At 69.0% G+C, this 16,435-nt stretch carries 16 protein-coding genes; 6 read left to right on the forward strand and 10 right to left on the reverse strand.

Annotation, left to right across the window (positions count from 1 at the left end; genetic code table 11):
* Window positions 1-401 precede the first annotated feature (401 nt).
* The 4 genes from AB0B82_RS34165 to AB0B82_RS34180 all read right to left on the reverse strand — a co-directional run bounded on the left by AB0B82_RS34165 (window position 402) and on the right by AB0B82_RS34180 (window position 4,697).
* The gene (locus tag AB0B82_RS34165) at window positions 402-1,595 is read right to left on the reverse strand and encodes a glycoside hydrolase family 64 protein (protein WP_360178308.1); all 1,194 of its coding nucleotides are present in this window, start codon (window positions 1,593-1,595) and stop codon (window positions 402-404) included.
* Window positions 1,596-1,753: 158 nt separating this feature from the next.
* Window positions 1,754-2,923, reverse strand: a complete 1,170-nt coding sequence (locus AB0B82_RS34170) for a DNA recombination protein RmuC (RefSeq protein WP_360178311.1) — start codon at window positions 2,921-2,923, stop codon at window positions 1,754-1,756.
* Window positions 2,924-2,977: 54 nt separating this feature from the next.
* Window positions 2,978-3,757, reverse strand: coding sequence for a polysaccharide deacetylase family protein (locus AB0B82_RS34175; RefSeq protein WP_360178314.1), 780 nt, complete (start codon window positions 3,755-3,757; stop codon window positions 2,978-2,980).
* A 73-nt stretch (window positions 3,758-3,830) separates the two neighbouring features.
* Window positions 3,831-4,697, reverse strand: coding sequence for a DUF817 domain-containing protein (locus AB0B82_RS34180; RefSeq protein WP_360178317.1), 867 nt, complete (start codon window positions 4,695-4,697; stop codon window positions 3,831-3,833).
* A 68-nt stretch (window positions 4,698-4,765) separates the two neighbouring features.
* Between AB0B82_RS34180 and AB0B82_RS34185 the strand changes: the two genes are divergently transcribed.
* Together AB0B82_RS34185 and ychF are read left to right on the forward strand one after the other, a co-directional pair.
* On the forward strand, window positions 4,766-5,287 hold the full coding sequence (locus tag AB0B82_RS34185) for a GNAT family N-acetyltransferase (protein WP_360178319.1): 522 nt from the start codon (window positions 4,766-4,768) through the stop codon (window positions 5,285-5,287).
* Between the two features lie 43 nt (window positions 5,288-5,330).
* Window positions 5,331-6,407 carry a redox-regulated ATPase YchF gene (gene ychF, locus AB0B82_RS34190; RefSeq protein WP_360178322.1) on the forward strand — a complete coding sequence of 359 codons (1,077 nt, stop codon included), beginning with the start codon at window positions 5,331-5,333 and terminating at the stop codon, window positions 6,405-6,407.
* 93 nt (window positions 6,408-6,500) lie between these two features.
* Here ychF and AB0B82_RS34195 read toward each other — a convergent pair whose 3' ends face one another.
* Window positions 6,501-8,006 carry an MFS transporter gene (locus AB0B82_RS34195; RefSeq protein WP_360178325.1) on the reverse strand — a complete coding sequence of 502 codons (1,506 nt, stop codon included), beginning with the start codon at window positions 8,004-8,006 and terminating at the stop codon, window positions 6,501-6,503.
* A 63-nt stretch (window positions 8,007-8,069) separates the two neighbouring features.
* Between AB0B82_RS34195 and AB0B82_RS34200 the strand changes: the two genes are divergently transcribed.
* Complete coding sequence (locus tag AB0B82_RS34200) at window positions 8,070-8,930, forward strand: helix-turn-helix transcriptional regulator (protein ID WP_360178328.1); 861 nt, start codon at window positions 8,070-8,072, stop codon at window positions 8,928-8,930.
* Window positions 8,931-9,057: 127 nt separating this feature from the next.
* Here the strand turns inward: AB0B82_RS34200 and AB0B82_RS34205 are convergent, their stop codons facing one another.
* Window positions 9,058-9,324, reverse strand: a complete 267-nt coding sequence (locus tag AB0B82_RS34205) for a helix-turn-helix transcriptional regulator (protein WP_360178331.1) — start codon at window positions 9,322-9,324, stop codon at window positions 9,058-9,060.
* A gap of 45 nt (window positions 9,325-9,369) precedes the next feature.
* Here AB0B82_RS34205 and map point away from each other — a divergent pair, with 45 nt between their 5' ends.
* On the forward strand, window positions 9,370-10,143 hold the full coding sequence (gene map / locus AB0B82_RS34210) for a type I methionyl aminopeptidase (protein WP_360178334.1): 774 nt from the start codon (window positions 9,370-9,372) through the stop codon (window positions 10,141-10,143).
* 798 nt (window positions 10,144-10,941) lie between these two features.
* Here map and AB0B82_RS34215 read toward each other — a convergent pair.
* Complete coding sequence (locus tag AB0B82_RS34215) at window positions 10,942-11,829, reverse strand: aminoglycoside phosphotransferase family protein (protein ID WP_360178352.1); 888 nt, start codon at window positions 11,827-11,829, stop codon at window positions 10,942-10,944.
* A 136-nt stretch (window positions 11,830-11,965) separates the two neighbouring features.
* Here AB0B82_RS34215 and AB0B82_RS34220 point away from each other — a divergent pair, with 136 nt between their 5' ends.
* Window positions 11,966-12,142 carry a DUF5302 domain-containing protein gene (locus AB0B82_RS34220; protein WP_360178337.1) on the forward strand — a complete coding sequence of 59 codons (177 nt, stop codon included), beginning with the start codon at window positions 11,966-11,968 and terminating at the stop codon, window positions 12,140-12,142.
* 84 nt (window positions 12,143-12,226) lie between these two features.
* Here AB0B82_RS34220 and AB0B82_RS34225 read toward each other — a convergent pair whose 3' ends face one another.
* The 3 genes from AB0B82_RS34225 to AB0B82_RS34235 are packed head-to-tail and all read right to left on the reverse strand — an operon-like array spanning window position 12,227 to window position 14,050.
* Window positions 12,227-12,646 carry an SRPBCC domain-containing protein gene (locus tag AB0B82_RS34225; RefSeq protein WP_360178340.1) on the reverse strand — a complete coding sequence of 140 codons (420 nt, stop codon included), beginning with the start codon at window positions 12,644-12,646 and terminating at the stop codon, window positions 12,227-12,229.
* A complete protein-coding gene (locus AB0B82_RS34230) occupies window positions 12,636-12,953 on the reverse strand; it encodes a metalloregulator ArsR/SmtB family transcription factor (protein ID WP_360178343.1) in 318 nt (105 codons plus the stop codon). Before AB0B82_RS34230 ends, AB0B82_RS34225 begins: the two co-directional genes overlap by 11 nt.
* A gap of 32 nt (window positions 12,954-12,985) precedes the next feature.
* On the reverse strand, window positions 12,986-14,050 hold the full coding sequence (locus AB0B82_RS34235) for a class I SAM-dependent methyltransferase (protein ID WP_360178346.1): 1,065 nt from the start codon (window positions 14,048-14,050) through the stop codon (window positions 12,986-12,988).
* A 99-nt stretch (window positions 14,051-14,149) separates the two neighbouring features.
* On the opposite strand from AB0B82_RS34235, the gene AB0B82_RS34240 reads away from it, so the two are divergent.
* Window positions 14,150-16,357: an AAA family ATPase gene (locus AB0B82_RS34240; RefSeq protein WP_360178349.1), complete on the forward strand. Its 2,208-nt coding sequence runs from the start codon at window positions 14,150-14,152 to the stop codon at window positions 16,355-16,357.
* The last annotated feature ends 78 nt before the right edge of the window (window positions 16,358-16,435 follow it).

A 16,435-nucleotide genomic window follows, 5' to 3' on the forward strand; every position in this document is an offset into this window, starting at 1 on the left:
CGCAGCAGCGCGAACGACTCGGCGAGCGTCTCGCCGTGCGACCAGGTGTGTGAGCTGTCCCAGATCGCCTTCACATTGTGGTCCGGGACGTCGGTCGGGACACAACACCGTGGGTGAACCCATCGTGCGGGGGCGTCGGGGTGTGTCGGAGTGGTGGGTCTCCGCCGGGCGGCGGCATGGCGATGGCGCTGGGGCGGGGCGGGTTCGCAGCCGTACGCCGTGGTGGTGCGCGGCGTCCTGTTCCTGGACAGCTCGGGCCTGAACGTTGAGCCACCGAAGATGGGTTCACCCACCGCGTTGTGGGTTCCTGACCCGTGTGAAGGGTTGGGAACCCACAACACCGTGGGTGAACCCATCGTGTGCGGGAGGCGGCGGCATGAATCGGTAGAGCCAGTCAACCCTCAGTTGAACGGGTCGAGGATCAGCCCGGCCCGCTGCGGGTTGCCGTCGTGCACGAGTGCCTCGTGGTTGCCGACGTCGTCGAACGCGAACCCGTACGCGCGTCCGTCGGCCATCTGTGAGTGGATGATCTTCGAGTAGTGGTTGGTGACCGCGTCCTGGTAGAAGTTCGCGTTGTTCGGATCCGGCTGGTTGGAGTTCGTCAGCAGCGTGGAGCGGTTGTATCCGGCGCACAGGGTCCGGGAGATCGGGCCGCGGACCTGGTCGTTCGGTGCGTCGAGCAACTTGAAGCAGCCGAACACGCTCGCCGAGTCGGGCTTCTGGAACGACGTGACGACCGCGCCCGAGCTGTTGGTGAAGTTCATGACGCCACCGGACACGCGACCGAAGTACTTCGTGTTCGGCTGGTCGGCGAACGGCGTGACCGTCAGCGTTTCGTTGCTGTACTTCGACCACACCCGGTTGATGTAGTCGTCCATCGCGTTCGCCGGCAGGCCGCCGGTTTCCACGCCGAACAGCGGGGCGAGCGCCCGCAGGACGGAGCCGTCGGGAGCCGTCTGGATCAGTCCGCCCCATCCGCCTGGCGCGTTGCGGAGCCCGTTGTAGACGGCGTTGTAGCCGCCGGGCTTGAGGTGGCCGGTCGTCTTCGTCACCCCGTCGGCGCCGGTCACGCTGACGGCGTACGGCGCGGAGACCATGTCGACCTGGGTGCTGTTGATCCACAGGCCGGCGTCGTTGAGGGTGTACTCCGACCAGTGGAACAGGATGTTCCGGTTCGGGTCGCTGGGGTTCTGTACGGCGGGTTGCACCAGGCCACCCGTCGTGAGCTTGAACACCAGCTTCTGGCCGTACGAAAAGTAGACGCGGCCGGAGAACTTGGGCATCTGGATCGTCAGCGACTGCCCGTTCGCCGGGCCCTGGATCGAGGCGTCCGGCGCCGGGATCGGCGGGTTGCCGCCGGCCGGCCACGCGTGGAAGGTGCCCGAGGTGTCGGCCCAGCCCTGCTGGCCGGTGGCCAGGTTGGTGCCCAGGTTGTAGATGTACACCGGGTCGCCGCGGCCCGAGTTGTTCGTGATCGTCAGCGGAATGGTCGCCGGTACGGCCGCGTCGGCCGACCGGTCGGGGGTCGCCGTCAGTACGCCGGCCACGGCCAGTGCAGCTGTGACGACCCCGAGCACTCTGGTTCTGAACCGCATCTCTGTCTCCTCACGTCGGCTGAGAGAGCGCTCTCATCGTTCCGTGAGAAGGACACCCACTGTCAACAGTTCACTACTGTCGGCTTTCCGACACAGGCCGGCCTCAGGACGCAGGCCCCTTCATCAGTCAGCCCGCCGACGACTCGCGGCCGGATCTGTCAGCCGGCTTGGGGCGGTGGCCATCGCCGGGTGGAGGGCGACTCGTCCAGAGCGACGAACTCGGGCGCGGTCAGCGGGCGGACGGATGCTTCGATCGACTCCATCGCGGTGAGTTCGGACTCGGTGACGTGCAGGTCGCGGAGCTTGCGGGCCGTGATGAACACGCGGCGCTCGAACGAGCCGACGGTCCCGTTGTACGCCTCGACCGCCGACGTCAGCGACCGGCCGACGCGCGCGAGGTGGTCGCCCATCGTGCTGAGCCGCTCGTACAGCTCCCGGCCGAGCTCGAAGACCTGCTGCGCGGACTCGGTCAGCGCCGACTGGTTCCAGGCGTACGCCGCCGCGCGCAGCGTCGCGATCAACGTGGTCGGTGTCGCCAGGATCACCCGGCGCTCGGCGGCGTACTCGAGCAGGCTCGGCTCGACGTCGAGCGCCGCCGACAGGAACGACTCACCGGGCACGAACAGGATCACGAACTCGGGCGACGGTGACAGGCGGGTCCAGTACGCCTTCGAGGCGAGCTGGTCCACATGCGTCCGCAGGTGTCGCGCGTGGGCGCGCAACCGGTCCTCGCGGAAGGCTGCGTCGTCGGACTCGCTCGCATCCAGGAACGCGGCCAGCGGGACCTTCGAGTCGACGACGATGTTCTTGCCCTCGGCAAGCCGCACGACCAGGTCCGGACGCAGTACGCCGTCCTCGTTGACGGTGGTCGTCTGCTCGGTGAAGTCGCAGTGCGCGACCATCCCGGCCAGCTCGACCGTCCGGCGCAGATGCAGCTCACCCCACCGGCCGCGCACCTGCGGTTTACGCAGCGCCGTCGCCAGTGAGGCCGTCTCGCGACGCAGCGCCTCGCCGCTCATGCGCACCTCGTTCACCTGCTGATGCAGCTGGCTCTGCCACGCGGCTCGGCCTTGCTCGAGCTGATTCAGCTGGGCGTGCAGCCGATCCAGCGCCTCCTTGACGACGGCCTGCCCGCCGACCTGCTGACCGACGCTCGTCCGCTCCTGCGTGAGCTCGACCACGCGATCCTCGGCGGCGTCCCGCTCAGCCGTGATCCGCGCGAGGTCGGCTCCGTCCCGCCCGCGCACCCACAACACACCGAATGCGGCGCCCAGCAACAGGCCCACCACGAGAAACAGCAGGATCAACAACACCGTCGTACCGGTCATGTCACTGATAGTGCCGAAGCCCACCGACAGTTTCCGGCAGCCCGGCTCGGCGGGTCAGCAGTTCATGGCTGGGAACGAGTAGCCCTGGGCCTTCAGAAGCGGGAGGACCTTGTCCAGGGCGGCGACGGTCTGGGCGCGATTTCCGCCGCCGTCGTGCATCAAGATGATGTTGTGGTTGTGCGCGTGCGTCAGAATGTTGTGCACGATCGCGTCGGTGCCCGGCCGGGCCCAGTCGCGCGGGTCGACGTCCCAGAGCACCTCGACCATGCCGGCGGCCTTGATGTCCGCGCGGACCTGCGGGTTCGAGGCGCCGTACGGCGGCCGGAAGCAGGTGGACTGCGGTCCGTCGAAGATCTCGTGGTGCCGCTTCGCCGCGGACACCGCGGTGAGCTGCGGGTGGCTGATCGAGTGACTACCGATCGTGTTGCCGGCGGCAAGGACCTGCTCGCGGAGGCCTGGGTGCGCCGCCTGCATCGCGCCGAGCTCGAAGAAGGTTGCGTGCGCGCCGTGCTCGGCCAGGACTTGGAGGATCTTAGGTGTCCAGACCGGATCCGGGCCGTCGTCGAAGCTGAAGAACAGCACCTTCTTGTTGCCGGTGGCAAGCGCCGCGGTCGGGTCCACGGCGGGCTTGCGCGGGGTCGACGGCGGCGCGCTCGAGATCGGTGCGGTCGGCGTCTCGGTGGGTGTCGGCGACGGCGGCGTCGTGGTCTGCGTGGTGGTGGCGGCGGCCGGTCGCGGTGGCCGTTGGTGCCCGAGCGCCAGTACGAGCAACGATCCGGCGACGACGGCCAAGGCCATCGCGGTCGCGACGAACGCGGCGAACTTTCGGGACATGACTTTCCCCTTGCAGATCAGGCGGTTCCCCAGTCGCGCCCCCGTCGGGCGCCCTCACATCAGGGAAGACGCCTCATGCCTCGCGCCGGTTGGCATCGTCATGTTGCGGTGCGGTCTCGACTGTTGCGATCGCGCCACGGTGGTACAGCCGGCCCTCGAACGACTTCACACTCGCGACCAGCACGAAACTCATGCTGACCAGCAACGACCACGCGCCGAACTTCGCCGGATGCACGACCCGCCAGACACTGATCTGGTCCGGATAGTTCCACGCGTCGAGGAACGTGCCGGCGTTCTCCGCGATCCACAGGAAGAACCCGATCAACGCGAACGACAGCGCGAGCGGCATCCGGTACCGCCGGACGCCGACGGTGAAGAACACCCAGGTACGGCGCAGTACGACGAGCAGCGCGATCGCGATCGGGATCCGCAGATCGGGGATCCAGTGATGGGTGAAGAAGTTGGCATAGATCAGTACCGCGCAGACGGTGGTGAGTGCCGGCCGATAGTTGCTGACCCGGAGATCGAAGCGCCGCCACGCCTGGCAGAGGTAGCTGCCGACCGCGGCGTACATGAACCCCGCGAACAGCGGTACGCCGGCGATCTTGGTCACGGCGTCACCCGGGTACTCCCACGAGCCGACGCGCACCTTGAACAGTTCCAGACCCAGTCCGATCAGGTGGAATCCGAAGATCACCGCCACCTCGCGCCACGTCTCCAGGCCGACCAGCCAGAACAGCCCGGTCAGTGCGAGGCAGTAGATCAGCAACGCGTCGTACCGCGCGATCGGGAGGTCGACGTACTTGGCGACCGCCAGGCCCGCGAACAGGAGCCCGGGGAACAGGCACGACACCACCTCCAGCCATCCGAAACGGAGGAACTGCAGGCATCCGAACACGAAGCGTGAGGGCAGCCCGATCCGGTCGGTCCAAGTGGTCACAGACTGGAGACGTTGCTTGCGGCCGCCTGGTTGGGAGAAAAAGGAACACTGTGGGAGGTGGCGGGGAGATGGTGGTGTTCGAGACCGAGCGGCTGGTCGTGCGGCACTGGTCGGAGGACGACGGCGACCGGGTGTTCGACATCTACCGGCGCTGGGAGGTGTCGCGCTGGCTGGGCGCCGAGCCGCGGGTGATGGCCGATCGCGGGGCGGCGTCGAAGGCGATGCAGCGCTGGAACGAGCGCGGCCGCACGGCGCCGTACGGCGTCTGGGCGGTGGAGGAACGCGCCACCGGGACGGTCGCGGGGACCGTGCTGCTGGTGCCGCTGCCCGAGCCGTCGGACGGTACGCCGGGGCGCGGCGAGGTCGAGGTCGGCTGGCATTTCCACCCGGACGCGTGGGGCCGCGGTTTGGCGACCGAGTCGGCGCGGGGCGCGATCGCGCACGGGTTCCGGGCCGGGATCGGGCAGATCCACGCGGTCGTCCGCCCGGACAACGTCGCCTCGCTCGCCGTCTGCCGGCGCCTCGGCATGCGGTCCCTCGGCCGCACCACGCGCTGGTACGGCACCGAGCTCGAGGCCTTCCTGGTCTGATCGATTGGGGTCCTGAGGGGTCGCCACCGTAGGCTTGACCCCCGTGGCACTCACCATCGGAATCGTCGGGCTCCCGAACGCGGGCAAGTCCACCCTGTTCAACGCGCTGACCAAGAACGACGTACTCGCCGCGAACTACCCGTTCGCGACCATCGAGCCGAACGTCGGAGTGGTCGGAGTCCCGGACCCGCGACTGGGCAAGCTCGCCGAACTGTTCGGGTCGCAGAAGCTGATTCCGGCCACCGTGCAGTTCGTCGACATCGCCGGCATCGTCCGCGGCGCCTCGGAGGGTGAGGGGCTGGGCAACAAGTTCCTCAGCCACATCCGCGAGTCCGACGCGATCTGCCAGGTCACCCGGGTGTTCCGCGACGACGACGTCACCCACGTCGACGGCAAGGTGTCGCCGGCCGACGACATCTCGACCATCCAGACCGAGCTGATCCTCGCCGATCTGCAGACCGTCGAGAAGGCGATCCCGCGGCTGGAGAAGGAAGCCCGCCTGAAGAAGGAGAGCGGCGCCGTCCTGGACGCCGTCCGCGAGGCGCAGAAGCACCTCGAGGCCGGGACGCCGATCATCGCCACCGACGTGGACCGCGACTTGATCCGCGAGCTGATGCTGATGACCGCCAAGCCGTACCTGTACGTCTTCAACTGCGACGCCGACGAGCTCGCCGATGAGGACCTCAAGCAGAAGATGCGCGACCTGGTGGCGCCGGCCGAGGCGATCTTCCTCGACGCGAAGTTCGAGGCCGAGCTGGTCGAGCTCGGCGACGAGGACGAGGCCCGCGAGATGCTCACCGAGATGGGCATCGACGAGCCCGGTCTGGACGTCCTCGCCCGGGTCGGCTTCGACACCCTCGGCCTGCAGACGTACCTGACCGCGGGCCCGAAGGAGGCCCGCGCCTGGACGATCAAGCGCGGCGCCACCGCCCCCGAGGCGGCCGGCGTCATCCACACCGACTTCCAGCGCGGCTTCATCAAGGCCGAGATCGTCTCCTTCGACGATCTGATCGAAGCCGGCTCCATGGCCGCCGCCCGCGCCGCCGGCAAGGTCCGCATGGAAGGCAAGGACTACATCATGCAAGACGGCGACGTGGTGGAGTTCCGCTTCAACGTCTGAGAGAACGCCCACGCCGAGGGATGACCTTGCACAGGCGGGGATGAGCTTGCACAAGGTATTGCTTGTGGAAGGTCACCTTGGCTTGGGGAACGTCTACCGCGTCCAGGTCTGTCGCAACGCGCGCGTGGCTGCCAGGCCGAGGGTGATGTGAAGGGCTGCGGCTGTGGTGGTGGCTGCGTGGAGGCCGGTCAGGAAGGCTGACGTGGCGGCGGTGGCGGCTGCTGGCATGAGGCCGGGGTGCTGGAGAGTTTCGTCAAGGGTGGGGGCCAGGTCGGGGCCCTGGAGCCGGAAGACGAGCGCGGCCAGGGAGCCGAGGAGCGCGATGCCCAGGGCGTTGCCGAGTTCGTTGCTGGTTTCGGCGATCGCCCCGGCGGCCCCGGCGCGGTCGGTCGGTACGGCGCCTACCGCGGTGTCGGCGACGACGGCGAAGGAGATGCCGTAGCCGATGCCGGCGATCGCGGTGGAGGCGACGTACCAGCCGACGCCGCCTGTGATCGTGGTGAAGAGCAACAGCAGCAGACCGCCGGCGATGGTGAAGTGGCAGACCAGAAGCGCGGTGCGTTTGCCGACACGGTCGACGACCAGCGGCGTGACGATGCACGTCGTGGTGAGTACGGCGGCTCCTGGCAGTGCGAGTAGTGCGGCGTGCAGGACGGGGATGTCGAGAACGGATTGCAGGTAGATTCCGGCCAGGTACGCCGTCGCGGACCAGGCGGCGAGTGGCAACAAGCCGGTGATGATGGCGATCGTGAAGATCCGGTCGCGGAACAGTCTGAAGTCGATCAGCGGGTGCTCCAGTCGACGTTGCCGTACGCTGAACCACGCGAGCGCGGCGATGCCTACGAGCGCTGACGCCGTACTGGACATGGCCAGGCCGTCGGCGGCTGTGTGTTTGATGCCGTAGATCGTCAGCAGCAGACCGGCGGCTGACGTCACCAGGCTGATGGCGTCGATACGACCGGCACGTGTCGCGCGCACCTCGCGCAGCAGCACCGGGGCGAAGCCGAGGAAGAGCACGACGACAGGGATGTTGATCAGGAACACCGCACCCCACCAGAAGCGCCCCAGGAGCACGCCGCCGATGATCGGGCCGATCGCGAAGCCGGCCGCGAACGCTGCGGCGAAGATGCCGATCGCCTGGGCGCGGCGCTTCGGGTCGGCGAACAGTTCACTCAGGACGGCCAGTGCCGAGGGCAACAAGGTCGCGCCGGCGACGCCCATCATCGCGCGGGCGGCGATGAGCAGTTCCGGTGTGGGGGCGAACGCGGCGGCGGCCGATCCCAGGCCGAAGCAGGTCGCACCGATGATCAGGAGCTTCAGTCGCCCGTAGCGGTCGCCAACGTTGCCGAACGCAACCAGTAGCGATCCGACGGCGAAGCCGTAGCTGTCCAGGATCCACAGGGCCTGGTCCGCACTGGGGTTGAGCGCCTGGCTGATGCTGGGCATCGCGAGGAACAGAATCGATCCGTCCATCGAGACCAGCAGAACGGGACCGAGGACAACGAGCAGACCGAGCCAGGCCCGGACGCCGGACGTGTTGGTGGGTGGGTTGAACCATGTCCGCAACGCTGCGGGGTGCGGTCGCGCGCGGCCAGCCATCTGCTGTGGGTACACCCCGCAGGTGCAGGCTCGACCTGGTGGTGCGCGTCTACGCTCGATACTGTGGAGAGTCTCGGAGCGTTCTTGAAGAACCGCCGCGATCAGGTCACGCCGGACGCGATCGGGCTGCGGACGTACGGCAGCAGTCGCCGCGTCCCGGGTCTCCGCCGGGAAGAACTGGCTCACCTCGCCGGCGTGAGCGCGGGCTATTACACGCGGCTGGAGCAGGATCAGGCGGGTACGGCGTCCGCGCAGGTCCTCGATGCCCTGGCGCGCGTACTCGGACTGGACGAGGTCGAGACCGCGCACCTGCACAACCTCGCGCGGCAGGTGAAGCGGCCCAGCCTCGCGGATCCGCCCGCCGAACACCCGCACGCCCGGGTGCTGGCACTGCTCGACTCATTGGCCGACGCCACCCCCGCGATCCTGCTCGGTCGGCGCGGCGACGTACTCGCGTGGAACCGTGCCGGGCACGCGCTGTTCGCCGAACATCTGGACTTCGACGCACCTCACGATCCGGTACGGCGTCCCTCCATCCCGCGGATGTTCTTCCTCGATCCGCTCACGCGGGACCTGCACCGCAACTGGGACGAGCTCGCGCGGATCCACGTGGCGTACCTGAGGCTGACGGCCGGACGGTTCCCGACGGACGCGCGGTTGGCGAACCTGATCGGCGAGCTGTCGATGCGCAGCGACGAGTTCGCGCAACTGTGGGCGACGGGTGAGGTCGCGGACTGCACCACGGGTGACATGCATCTGCAGCACCCCACGATCGGCGCCGCGAGCGTCGCCTACCAGGTCTGGCTCCAGCCCGACAGCCCGGACCATCGCCTCGAGGTCTACATCCCCAACGACGCATCATCCGCCGACGCCCTCCGCCTACTTGCCCGCCGTACAACCGAGGCCCCCACCGCACGACGTTGACGCCCGCCACGCTCCCTCCACGACCAACACGGCCCGCCCACCGCGGCGCCGAGTTGGAGCAGAGACGCTGCCGGTATTGCGTGAGCACTGCGAGAGCCTGCTGCGGCAGCTCGGGTGAGTTCCGTGGTCAGGAGACGAGGCGGTTGTGGTCGGGTTGGTTGATTTCGGACCAGAGGGTGTCAAGAGAGAGTCCGAGGACGTCGGCGATCGCGGCGATGGTGGGGAAGGCGGGGGTGGCTACCCGGCCGGATTCGATTTTGCGGAGGGTTTCGGGGGAGACGCCGGCGTCGAGGGCGGTCTGGAGCATCGAGCGGTCGCCTCGGGCGCGGCGGAGCAGGGTGCCGAGACGCTCGCCGCGCTCGACGTCCGCGGGGGTGAGCGGCAGCCTGACCATGACCCAATGATAGTACCGGGATAGTTTGGCCGGTATAGTTATTGCATGATCGAGATCTTGGACGCCCGGCAGTTGGCGCAGGCGAAGGAGACCGGCGCGCTGGTGGGCGGCATCCTGCAGTCGCTGAAGGAGCGTGCCACCGTCGGCACCAACCTGCTGGACATCGACCAGTGGACGAAGGCGATGATCGCCGACGCCGGGGCGCAGTCCTGTTACGTCGACTACGAGGCGTCGTTCGGGCGCGGCCCGTTCGGTCACTACATCTGTACGGCGGTCAACGACGCCGTACTGCACGGGAAGCCGTACGATTACCGGCTTGCCGACGGTGACCTGCTGACGCTCGATCTCGCTGTACTGCTCGGTGGGGTCGCGGCCGACGCGGCGATCAGCTTCGTCGTGGGGGAGACCAAGGCGCCGGAGGATCTCGCGATGATCGAGGCGACCGAGCGAGCGCTCGAGGCGGGAATCGCGGCCGCCGTACCGGACGCCCGGGTCGGCGACATCTCGCGCGCGATCGGGACCGTGCTGAGCGCGGCCGGGTACCCGATCAACACCGAGTTCGGCGGTCACGGCATCGGCTCGACGATGCACCAGGACCCGCACGTGTCGAACACCGGCCGCCCCGGTCGCGGCTACAAGCTCCGCCCGGGGCTGCTGCTCGCGCTGGAGCCGTGGGTCATGCAGGACACCGCCGAGCTCGTCACAGACGAAGACGGCTGGACCCTGCGCAGCGTCACCGGCTGCCGCACCGCCCACACCGAACACACCATCGCCATCACCCCCGACGGCCCCGAGATCCTCACACTCCCTCAGAAGTAGTCGCCCGGTGCACGTCCGTCACCCGGGCGGCGGCCTCCCGGACCATGGGACCGCGAATACCCGTCCGGGACGGTGCACACCCGTCCGGGACCTCGCACCCCATCCCGGGACCTCGCACTCCATCCCGGGATCGTGCACCCCATCCCGGGGCCTTGAACAAGCAATAACCACTCCACACCCACCACAACCGGTTCAAGCCCCCGACTTCAGCCCGTACGACGACCGGCTCGGCCGATCTCGTACGAACGGATAACCCCGGGAGTTGGCAGTTCTCTGCTGGTATACCGACGAAGAACCCCCAATCCGCGGGGTTATCCACTCGTATGCCGTGCCGCGGGGACTGCGGATCGCTGTTCCTGATCGCCGGCATCCCGGAGGTCCCGGTCGAGGTTCGCGAAGGCCGGCGGTGATCTGGTCAACGGTGATCCGGTCGGCGGTGTTCGGCCGCGGTGACGGTGCGCCGCGGTGACGGTGCGCCGCGGTGACGGTGCGCCGCGGTGCCGTGGCGTGGTGGCGGGGCGTGGTGGCGCGGCGCGGCGTGGCGTGGCGTGGTGTGGAGTGGCGTGGCGTCGGGTGATGGTGCGGTGTGGTCGTAAGGGGTTCCGGGTTTCCGCGGCACGGTGGGTTTACCCACGGTGTTGTGGGTTCCGCACCCTTCACACGGGTCAGGAACCCACAACACGATGGGTAGACCCACCGAGCGCGACGAGGTCGCGCGGTCGCTGAGCGCGGCGGGGTACGCCGTTGACGACGTACGCGACGCACTGGACCGGCCGAGCAAGGAGTTCGTGTTCGTGGCTAGGAAGCTCTGAGCAGCGCGGTCAGGGTGTGGTGGGCGGTGCGGGACATGACCGGGTTCGTCTCGACGTAGTACCAGAGACAACCGATCGCCTGGGCGAACGACCAGGCCATCCCGCGGCGCCACTCGGCGTCGTCACTCCCGACCGCCGCGCGGAACGCCTTGCGGGCCGCGGGGTCGAGGAGGTTCCACGCAGGCTGCAGGTCCATCGCCGGATCCGAGACGGTGAACGTGCCGACGTCGATGACCCCGGCCAGGCGGCCGTTCTGCACAAGCAGGTTGCCCGGCATCAGGTCGCGGTGCGTCCAGACGTCCGGTTCGGTGCGTGGCGTCGTACGGACGTCGGCCCACAAGCGGGCGAGCGCGTCGACGTCGATCATGCCGCGGCTTCGCTCCAGCCCGTCCGCGACGTACTCGTCCTGCGACGTCAGCACCCCGCCACGCCACGAGCCCTGAAACGTGCGTCCATCAGTAGGTGCGGCTCGCAGCGCCAGCACGAACCGGGCGAGGTCCTCGGCGAACTCGGTCGACCCGGCGACGTCGGCGTCGTACGCGATCGTCCCGTCGATCCAGGTCTGCACCGCCCACGGCAGTGGGTACCCGCCGCCCGGCTCGCCGATCGCGACCGGCTCCGGCGTCGGGTACGGCGACAGCGCGCGCAACCGCCGCGCCGCATCCGCCTCGTCCTCCAGCGTTCGCCGTACCACCGCCGCATCGTCAGGCTGGATCGGGAACCGCGCGACCAGTTCGTCGCCGATCCGGAACAGCGCGTTGACCGTCCCGTGCGACGGTACGGCGCGCACCGCGAGGTCGCCCCACTGCGGGAACTGCTCCTTGACGAGCCGCGCCACGAGCTCGGCCGTCACGTCCAACTGCCCTTCGTGCATCACGCCGAGCAGTATCCAGCAGCCCGGACCGGACCCGCAGACGATTTAGCCGGACACTGAAGGTATTCCGGTCGCCGTTCGTGCTCACCCTCGGTTAGCGTGGGTCCGTACGCCCACGGCCTGTGAAGGAGACGGTATGAGCGACAAGTCCAGCGAGCCGGCGGACGATCTGCACAAGAAGTTTCGGGAAGCGCTCGAAAAGAAGAACTCCGGCAACCACTCGCACCCCGGCAGCGGGGTCCGGGGCCAGGGCGTCGGCGACGCGCACAACGACAAGCAGAAGCGCCAGTTCCGGCGCAAGTCCGGCAGCTGAGTAGCGCCAAACTGTCCATCCATCCGCATGAGCCCCGGGTTGCCGCCCGGGGCTCGAGTTTTGTCCCGGCGCAGACGTCGGCGGCTAGACCTGGGCGGCGCCGAGCAGCGAGATCAGGCGGTCGAGCTCGGGTTCCCAGCCGTCGCGGTGGTTGGCGGCGTCGTCCGCGGTCGCGAACCCGGTGTGCGTGAGCAGCAGCCGCGTCCCCTCCGGAGTCTCGCTCAACCGGACCTCCACGCGCGAAGGATCGTCGGCCGCACCGTCCCAGGCCCAGCTGAAGACCAGTCGGTACGGCGGCTCAAGCTCGAGGTAGGTGCCACGCACCACGTGCGGTCCCATGTGGACGACGAACTCGCCGTCCACCCGCACGTCGGCGTCGACCTTCAGCTCCAGTTGCGGATTCGGGCAGTACCACTGCGCCAGCAACTCGGGCCGCGTCCAGGCGTCGTACACGGCTCCGACCGTTGCCGGAAGCACCCTCTCGATCCGAACGTCAGCGCTCATCGCGGTCCTCTCGCAGGAGTTCTTCCAGCCGGTCGACGGTGCGGTTCCAGTACGTCGTGAGGTCGCCGAGCCACTGCTCCACCTCGGTGAACGCCTCGGGCCGGAGCGAGCACACCACCGTGCGGCCGACCCGCCGCCGGCGCACCAGCCCGGCGTCGACCAGCACGCCGACGTGCTTGGTCATCGCCGGGGCGGTGATCCGGTGCGGCGCGGCCAGCTCGCCCATCGTGGCGTCGCCCCGACTCAGCCGGTCGACGACGGCCAGCCGAGTCGGGTCCGCGAGCGCTCCGAACGTCGTACTCAACACCCAGATACTTCACCAAATGGTGAACTGTTCTGTCAAGGGCGCACCTCGAAGACCAGGTTGAACGGCGTCTGCGCGACGGTCCGGAACCGGGTGAACCCCGCGGCCTTCGTGACGTCCTGAATCCGGGCCGGGCCGGCCTGCGTGCCGAGCGCGAGCCCGACCGGCTGGGACAGCGAGGCAGGCGTGCACAGCAACGTCGAGAAGCCGTAGTACGCCCGGCCGACCGGATTGAGGTTGTCCTCGACGTGGTCGCCTGCCATCGGCTCGACCAGCATCCAGGTGCCGTCCGGTGCGAGCGCCTCGCGGACGTGCCGGGCAGCGCCGACCGGGTCGCCCATGTCGTGCAGCGCGTCGAATGTCGTCACCAGGTCGTACCCGGACCCGCTGAACCGATCCGATGCCGCGACCTCGAACGACGTACTGCCGCCCACGCCCGCGTCGGCCGCCCGCTGCCGCGCGGTCTCGATCGACGCCGCGTGGTAGTCCGAGCCGACGAACGTGGACTGCGGGAACGCCTCGGCCATCAGGATCGTGGAGGCTCCGTGCCCGCACCCGATGTCGGCCACCTTGGCGCCGCGTTGCAGCTTGTCGACCACGCCCTCCAGCGCGGGCAGCCAACTGCTCAGCAGGTTCGCGTTGTACGACGGCCGGAAGAACCGCTCGCACCCGATGTGCACGTCGGACGTGTGCTCGTGCCACCCCACGCCGGCACCGTTGCGCGCGGCCTCGATCGTCTCGGTCGTGTGCTGCACTGTTCCCAGAGCGATCTGGAAGAACCCGGGCAGGTACGCCGGGCTGCTCGGGTCGGTCAGCGCGACGGTCTGCTCCGGCGGAAGCGTGTACCGGCCGGTGCTCGCGTCGTACTCGACGTACCCGCCCGCGGCCTGGGCGTTGAGCCACTCGCGGGTGTAGTGCTCGTCGGTGCTGGTACGTTCGGCGAGCTCGGACGGCGTACTCGCGCCGTGGTCGGCCAGAGCCTGGTAGTAGCCGAGCCGGTCGCCCATCACGACCAGCGCCGCGTTCAATGTCGCCCCCACTTCGTCGACAGCCTTGTAGACCAGCCCCATCAGCTTGTCGACGTCGATTGCCACAGTCATGTGCTCGTTCTCCCCCTCGGAGTGGTTTGAGTACGGCGAACGTAGGCACCGGCGCCACGCCATCGCATCAGGTGGGGATCCTGGTGCACACTGCGAGACATGCTCATCGGGCGGGACTCGGAGCGCCGGGTGATCGAGCAGCTGATCGCGGGGGCACGGCTGGGGACCGCAGGCGTACTGCTCGTCACCGGCGAACCCGGCATCGGCAAGACCACGTTGCTGGACGAGGCTGCCGCGCTGGCCGCCGGCCTGCGGCTCTTGCGCGCCCGTGGGACCGAGGCCGAACGCGAACTGCCCTTCGCAGCCCTCCTGCAGCTGCTGCGCCCTGCGCTGACCCACCTCGACAGCATCCCCGCACCACAGCGCTCGGCCCTCGCCTCGGCCCTCGCGCTCGAACCCGGTAGCACTGGACCCGCGGACCGCTTCGCCGTCGGTGCAGCAACCCTCAGCCTGCTCTGCCGGTACGCCGAGAACGCGCCGCTGGCCGTACTGATCGACGACGCGCATCTGCTGGACCGCCCGTCCGCAGAGGCACTGCTGTTCGCAGCACGGCGCCTCGTGGCCGACCCGATCGTCATGCTGATCGCTGCGCGGCTTGGTGAACCGCATCCGTTCGAAGCCGACCTTCCGCGGCTGCTGGTGGAGGGGCTGGAGCTGGACGCCGCTCGGCAGGTTGTGCAGCACCTGCCGAGTGATCTGGCCGAGCAGCTGTACCAGACCGTGGCAGGTAACCCGCTGGCGTTGCTGGAGCTGGCTGACGATCCGGATCGCCTGCAGCGGCTGCCGCCGGGCGTGCCGTTTCCGGTGCCGGCGATGCTCGCGGAAGCCTTTGCCAGCAGGGCGGATCGGCTGAGCGCGGATGCGCGGACGGCGTTGTTGGTCGCGTCCATGGACGACTGTGAACTCGCGGCGGTGTCGCGTGCGTGCTCCGAGCTCGGTGTGGACGTGACGGCGTTGGAGGAGGCCGAGGCGGTCGGTTTGGTGGCGATCCGCGAGGGGGAGGTGCACTGGCGGCATCCACTGGTCCGGTCTGCCATCTACACCAGCGCTGACCCCACAGAGCGCCGTACGGCGCACCGCGCGGTCGCCGGCGCGACACCGGACAGGGACCGTCGCGCGTGGCACCTGTCCGAGGCAGTTCTCGGTGCTGACGACGAGGTGGCAGCCGGGCTGGTCCTGGCTGCGGAGCACGCGGCTTCCCGAGGTGCGCACGCGGTCGCTGCAACGGCCTTTGAACGTGCGGCGAGGCTCAGCGAACGCGCCGAGGATCGCGCGGTCCGGCTGGTCGCGGCCGGCGAAGCGGCCTGGTCGGCCGGTCTCCCGGACCGAGCGGGGTCGTTGCTCGACGACGCGCTCCGTCTGCAACCGCCGTCGCCGGTCCGCATCCGCGCCCAGGAGATCCGCGGCGACATCGAAGTGAAGTGCGGTTCGCCTCGCCGCGCCCGCGAGATCCTGATCGCCGCCGCGACCGACGCCACCACCCCGGCCGTCGGCGTCGCCACCACCCCGGCCGGCGGCGACGCCATCACCCCGGCCGTCGGCGACGCCGGCGACGCGGCCGTGGCGACTCGGCTGCTTGCCGACGCGGTGGGCGCGTGCTTTCGGCTGTGTGATGCCAGTGCCGGGCTTGAAGTGGCGTACCGGATCGACGGGTTGCTGCCGTCGATCGACCGGACCGGGCCGCGGATCATCGGCATGTTGGCGAGTGGTGTCGCCAAAGTGCTCGCCGGTGCTGGTGGGACGGACCAGATCCGCGCGGCGATCGCACTGGCACCGACCCACGAGCTGGACCGGGACCGGCGTCGGCAAGTGTGGATGGTGCTGGCTGCGCTGTTCCTGCGGGAAACAGGGACCGGCCGCGCGCTGCTGCAGCAGGCGATGCTCGAACGACGCGAAGAGGTCGCCCTGGGCACATTGCCCGGTCTGCTGTTCGTGCTCGCACGGGACGATGCCACGACCGATCGCTGGGCCGACGCGGAGGCGTCGTACGACGAGGGGATCCGGCTGTCCCGCGAAACCGGTCAAACGACCGAGCTGGCGATGAACCTGGCCGGGCTGGCCTGGCTGATGTCCCACCAGGGCAGGGCGGAGTGTCAGGAGCTCGCAGCGGAGTGCCTGCGGATCTGCGCGGCGCAGGAGATCCACCTGGGTACGGTGTGGTCGCTGTTCGCGCTGGGCGACCTGGAACTCGGGCGGGGCGATCCTGCGGCAGCGCTACCACAGTACGAGCGGTTGGTCGACGTGCTGGCGGAGTACGGCCTCAAGGACCCCGATCTGTCGCCCGCACCGGAGCTAGAGCATGTCTGACAAATGTCGGGTCCAGGCGATGACTGCGTTGAGGACGGCGGCGGCGCGGTAGACGACGGCGAGTTTGTCGTAGCGGGT

The organism is Kribbella sp. NPDC048915 (genome assembly GCF_040649595.1).
GTDB lineage: Bacteria > Actinomycetota > Actinomycetes > Propionibacteriales > Kribbellaceae > Kribbella.

What these genes read in the sequence shown, in the direction of transcription:
- map (WP_360178334.1), top strand. Translation starts at nt 9,370, where the DNA reads ATGATCGAGATCTTGGACGCCCGGCAGTTGGCGCAGGCGAAGGAGACC.
- AB0B82_RS34220 (WP_360178337.1), top strand. Translation starts at nt 11,966, where the DNA reads ATGAGCGACAAGTCCAGCGAGCCGGCGGACGATCTGCACAAGAAGTTT.
- AB0B82_RS34195 (WP_360178325.1), bottom strand. Translation starts at nt 8,006, where the DNA reads ATGGCTGGCCGCGCGCGACCGCACCCCGCAGCGTTGCGGACATGGTTC.
- AB0B82_RS34165 (WP_360178308.1), bottom strand. Translation starts at nt 1,595, where the DNA reads ATGCGGTTCAGAACCAGAGTGCTCGGGGTCGTCACAGCTGCACTGGCC.
- AB0B82_RS34235 (WP_360178346.1), bottom strand. Translation starts at nt 14,050, where the DNA reads ATGACTGTGGCAATCGACGTCGACAAGCTGATGGGGCTGGTCTACAAG.
- AB0B82_RS34225 (WP_360178340.1), bottom strand. Translation starts at nt 12,646, where the DNA reads ATGAGCGCTGACGTTCGGATCGAGAGGGTGCTTCCGGCAACGGTCGGA.
- AB0B82_RS34205 (WP_360178331.1), bottom strand. Translation starts at nt 9,324, where the DNA reads ATGGTCAGGCTGCCGCTCACCCCCGCGGACGTCGAGCGCGGCGAGCGT.
- AB0B82_RS34215 (WP_360178352.1), bottom strand. Translation starts at nt 11,829, where the DNA reads ATGCACGAAGGGCAGTTGGACGTGACGGCCGAGCTCGTGGCGCGGCTC.
- AB0B82_RS34170 (WP_360178311.1), bottom strand. Translation starts at nt 2,923, where the DNA reads ATGACCGGTACGACGGTGTTGTTGATCCTGCTGTTTCTCGTGGTGGGC.
- AB0B82_RS34175 (WP_360178314.1), bottom strand. Translation starts at nt 3,757, where the DNA reads ATGTCCCGAAAGTTCGCCGCGTTCGTCGCGACCGCGATGGCCTTGGCC.
- AB0B82_RS34185 (WP_360178319.1), top strand. Translation starts at nt 4,766, where the DNA reads ATGGTGGTGTTCGAGACCGAGCGGCTGGTCGTGCGGCACTGGTCGGAG.
- AB0B82_RS34240 (WP_360178349.1), top strand. Translation starts at nt 14,150, where the DNA reads ATGCTCATCGGGCGGGACTCGGAGCGCCGGGTGATCGAGCAGCTGATC.